2 protein-coding genes are annotated in these 3866 nt (G+C 49.1%); both read left to right on the forward strand.

All coding sequences use genetic code 11. The annotated features are described in order from the left end of the window. The first annotated feature begins 426 nt into the window (after positions 1 to 426). Entirely contained in the window at positions 427 to 1017 is a 591-nt protein-coding gene (locus RM811_RS01610; RefSeq protein ID WP_402520120.1) for a DUF502 domain-containing protein, read from the forward strand. A gap of 903 nt (positions 1018 to 1920) precedes the next feature. Then, a partial coding sequence (locus tag RM811_RS01615; protein ID WP_402520122.1) for a multiheme c-type cytochrome occupies positions 1921 to 3866 on the forward strand: 1946 nt, incomplete at its 3' end.

Here is a 3866-nt window from a genome sequence, read left to right on the forward strand (position 1 = left end):
ATGTGTATAAGAGACAGGTCATCTGCAGGTCGCTTCCCCGTTCAGGGGAGCCGACAACCCCGGCCACGGGTCGGCTCGCAAGCGAACCGACCTACGTCGAGATCGTTGCCAGATTACCTTTTGCGACACACTCGAAGGCGGGAATCCACTGTGTACGGTGGATTGCCGCCTTCGAGGCTGTCGCAAAAGCCCTAAAAGAAGGGAACCACAAAGACACAAAGACACAAAGTTTTTTTGGTTGTTCTCAGGCTACCCATGGAACAAACCGGACCCTTCTTTTCTTTGTGCCTTTGTGTCTTTGTGGTTCAAAGCTTAATCTACCTTTTGCGACAGCCTCCTTCGCGGGAAAGACGGCGGTAGTATAATCGGCATTTAAGACCTTTTGCGACAACCACTTAATATGAATTAATAGAGGGAGACTTTCTTATGTCGCGCATTATGCGCTGGTTTCTGGAAGGGCTGGCTGTGCTGGTACCTATCCTGATCACCATTTACCTGTTCTCAAAAGGCATCAGTGTTATGGCTGATATGCTGACCCAGACCATCGGGCCTTTCCTGAGTCGAGAGTTGTCCATTCAGGGGCGCTGGCAACTGGTGTCCATCAGCCTGTTGTTTCTGGTTGGCATTACCGTCTTTGTGGGTGCGGTTACCCATATCTGGCTGGGTAGTCATATTCTCCGGCTGGTGGATCAGGTGCTGAACCATATACCCCTGGTCAAGCTGGTTTATGCCGCCATTAAAGATGGGGTGAATGCTTTTATTGGTGACGGCCGTGAATTTGATCATCCGGTACTGGTGGCTATCGGGGATATTCAGGTTCCGGGGTTTGTCACCCGCAGTTCAACGGATGATTTTGGGCTTGAAGGACATGTGGCTGTTTATTTTCCTATGGCTTTCAGTATTGCCGGTCGGGTTGTGCTGGTGCCAGCTGATAAAATCAGGCCGCTTGATAAGAGCAGTGCAGAGGTGATGTCGTTCCTGGTGTCTGGCGGGGTGACTTCCGGTAAGAAATCATAATTTTCTGAAGTCTTCTATTTCACGAATGCTCATGACGATGGTTCGTCACCCTCTGGCATGAAAGATTTGGCCACGATACCCGAAGGGCATAAAAGACACAGAGGAAAAGCTTTTTCTTTTCTCCGTGCCTTTATGCCTTTTATGCCCTTTGGGTATCGTGGCAACTTTCTTTCACGGCAAAAATCTTTTGCATCTTTTTCTTCTACACCGCGTCTCTTATAAACGCAACGCTTAATGGATAGCTTTGGATGGATAGTGGTATCTCTCCAGATACCAGATACTTGCTACCTGCTTTAAAAAAGCTCACCGTTTTTTTAAATGACAATCTTCTTTTATGAAGTGGTGTGAAACCACTGTCTATTGATTGAGGCTTTATGCATGAAAAACGCCCAGCTGGGCAAAGTGAAAGTGCTGATTGAGCAGTATTGAGTGGCCGTTAATGCGACGGTCAGCCAGCAGCTGGCAACCAGTAAACGAGTTCAGATGTTGCTGTCATCCATGGATGAACGGACGAAGGGTGTTTGGCACGATTTATATATCATGGGTTTGGAGTTCACGCCCTTACTCTTCGACAGGCTCAGAGCTCAGGACGAACGAAGTTTGGAGTCTCAGAAATACGAAAGTTTTTAAGGGGCTACTCCTTAGGATTTGTCCGGAAATAACTTCACCATTTCAACGAACGTTACCCGTATCCCTTTGCCCGAAAAAGCCGACCCACTTGTGCTTTTGCGGGTAACGGGCAACGGCCTTATACAAGCCTCAGTAAAATGCGGATCTTATTTCGGGACAATTCCCAAGCGGTTGGGTGGAACATGCCTCCTTCCATGAAATATTCCGGCTAAGAATGATTGCCGGGTGATAAACTATGGAATACTTCCGCAGCAAGACCGCCTGATACTTCAAATGTATATACTGCTCTTCACCTTTTTATCTGTCTGGGTGACTAACGGCATGGCAGAAGATCAATACACAGGTAGTGACGTTTGTAAGTCCTGTCATGCTGAGCAGCACCAGTCCTGGCAGAAATCCCATCATCAACAGTCAATGGCCAGGGCAACGGCGAAAACCGTCAAAGGTGATTTCAATAATGCGGTATTCAAGTATGCCGGTATGCAACATCGCTTTTATAAAAAAAACGACAGGTATTTTGTCTATACCGATAATAGTCAGGGGCAGATGCAGGACTTTGAAATCCAGTATGTATTTGGGGTAGAGCCGCTGCAGCAGTACCTGATTGGTATGCCCGATGGCCGCTATCAGGCACTGAGTATTGCCTGGGACAGCAGAGGCCGGGCAGAGGGGGGGCAGCACTGGTATCACCTGTACCCCGATGAGAACATAAAAGCCGGTGATTCCCTGCACTGGACTGGCTATTATCAAAACTGGAATAGCCGCTGTGCCAGCTGCCATTCCACCAATCTGGAAAAAAAATATTCTGTCCAAAGCAACCGTTTTAATACCACGTTTTCGCAAATTAATGTGGCTTGTGAGGCCTGTCATGGGGCCGGCAGAAAGCATGTTGAGTGGGCCAGATCTGGTAATAAAAAGTCTGGCGACACTGGCCTGTTGTCGCTGTCTGACAGAGGACAATGGGCATTTAAACCGGGGGCGACTATCGCTCACCGAGTGGATGGCAGACACCCACGTCAACAGCTGGAGACCTGTGCATCCTGTCATAGCCTGCGCAGCGAGCTGACAGAATTTAAACCCGGCCAGCCCTTTGATCAGCAGCATGGTCTGCGCCTGCTGGAACCACCCTTATATCAGGCAGATGGTCAGATTGCTGATGAAGTCTATGTTTATGGCTCTTTCCTGCAAAGCAAGATGGCTCAGGCGGGTGTGGTTTGCTCGGATTGTCATGACGCCCATAGCGGCAGGGTCCGGGGCGGTGCTGAGAATATCTGCATGCAATGTCATCAGTCTGATACCTATAACACACCCGGCCATCATCAACATGTTGCAGGCAGCCGGGGCAGCTTCTGTGTTGACTGTCATATGTCCGAGAAGACCTATATGGGGGTTGATGCCCGCCGGGATCACAGCTTCAGCATTCCCCATCCTGAGTTGTCACAAGAACTGGCAATTACCAATGCCTGCACTCAATGTCATGATAAAGAAACGGATGAGTGGGCGCTAAAAGCCAGACAACAATGGCCTGATAATAAACATTTTGGTAATGGAGAGGATGTTGAATTCGCTCGTGTTCTGGCCGAGGGACGCAAGATGAATCCGACTGTGCTGCCTTCACTTATTGAGCTGATCAATAATCCTTCATTGCCTGACATTAAACGTGCCACAGCCTTACAGGAACTGGCCAGTTACCCGTCACAGCAAGCCTTTCAGACAGCCATGGCTATTTTGCAAACGGGCAGCCCGTTAATGCGCATGGCAGCCATTCGTTCTTTGGCTTATGTGCCAGTGGAAAAACGTCGTGGCTATGTTTCCCTGCTGAATGATGACAGCAAGCTGGTGCGTATGGAGTTAGCCCCTTTTATCGCGGCAGTGCCGACCCATAATTTGCCTGAACCGATCAATGAGATGCTCGGGGAATTATTTGCCGAATATATTGCCCTGCAGCAATCGCGGGAAGATATGCCTTCGGCCCAGCTTAACCTGGGGAATTTCTATCTAAGCCTGGGGGCTCCGGTGGAAGCCGGGAAGGCCTTTAAGCAGGCTTTGATTATTGCACCGTCGTATACTCCGGCCTTATTAAATCTGGCTGACCTGTATCGTTCCTATGGTAATGAGAAAACCGCCCACCAGTATTTAATCAAGGCTCAGGAGCTGGCCGATGACACCGCCGCTGCAGCGCATGCGATGGGTCTTTATCATATTCGCAATAAGGATAC

Source organism: Endozoicomonas sp., from assembly GCF_031844845.1.
In the GTDB taxonomy this organism is placed as follows: Bacteria; Pseudomonadota; Gammaproteobacteria; order Pseudomonadales; family Endozoicomonadaceae; genus Endozoicomonas.

Excerpts from the sequence above, each read along its gene's own strand:
- RM811_RS01610 (WP_402520120.1), top strand. The coding sequence starts at position 427 with ATGTCGCGCATTATGCGCTGGTTTCTGGAAGGGCTGGCTGTGCTGGTA.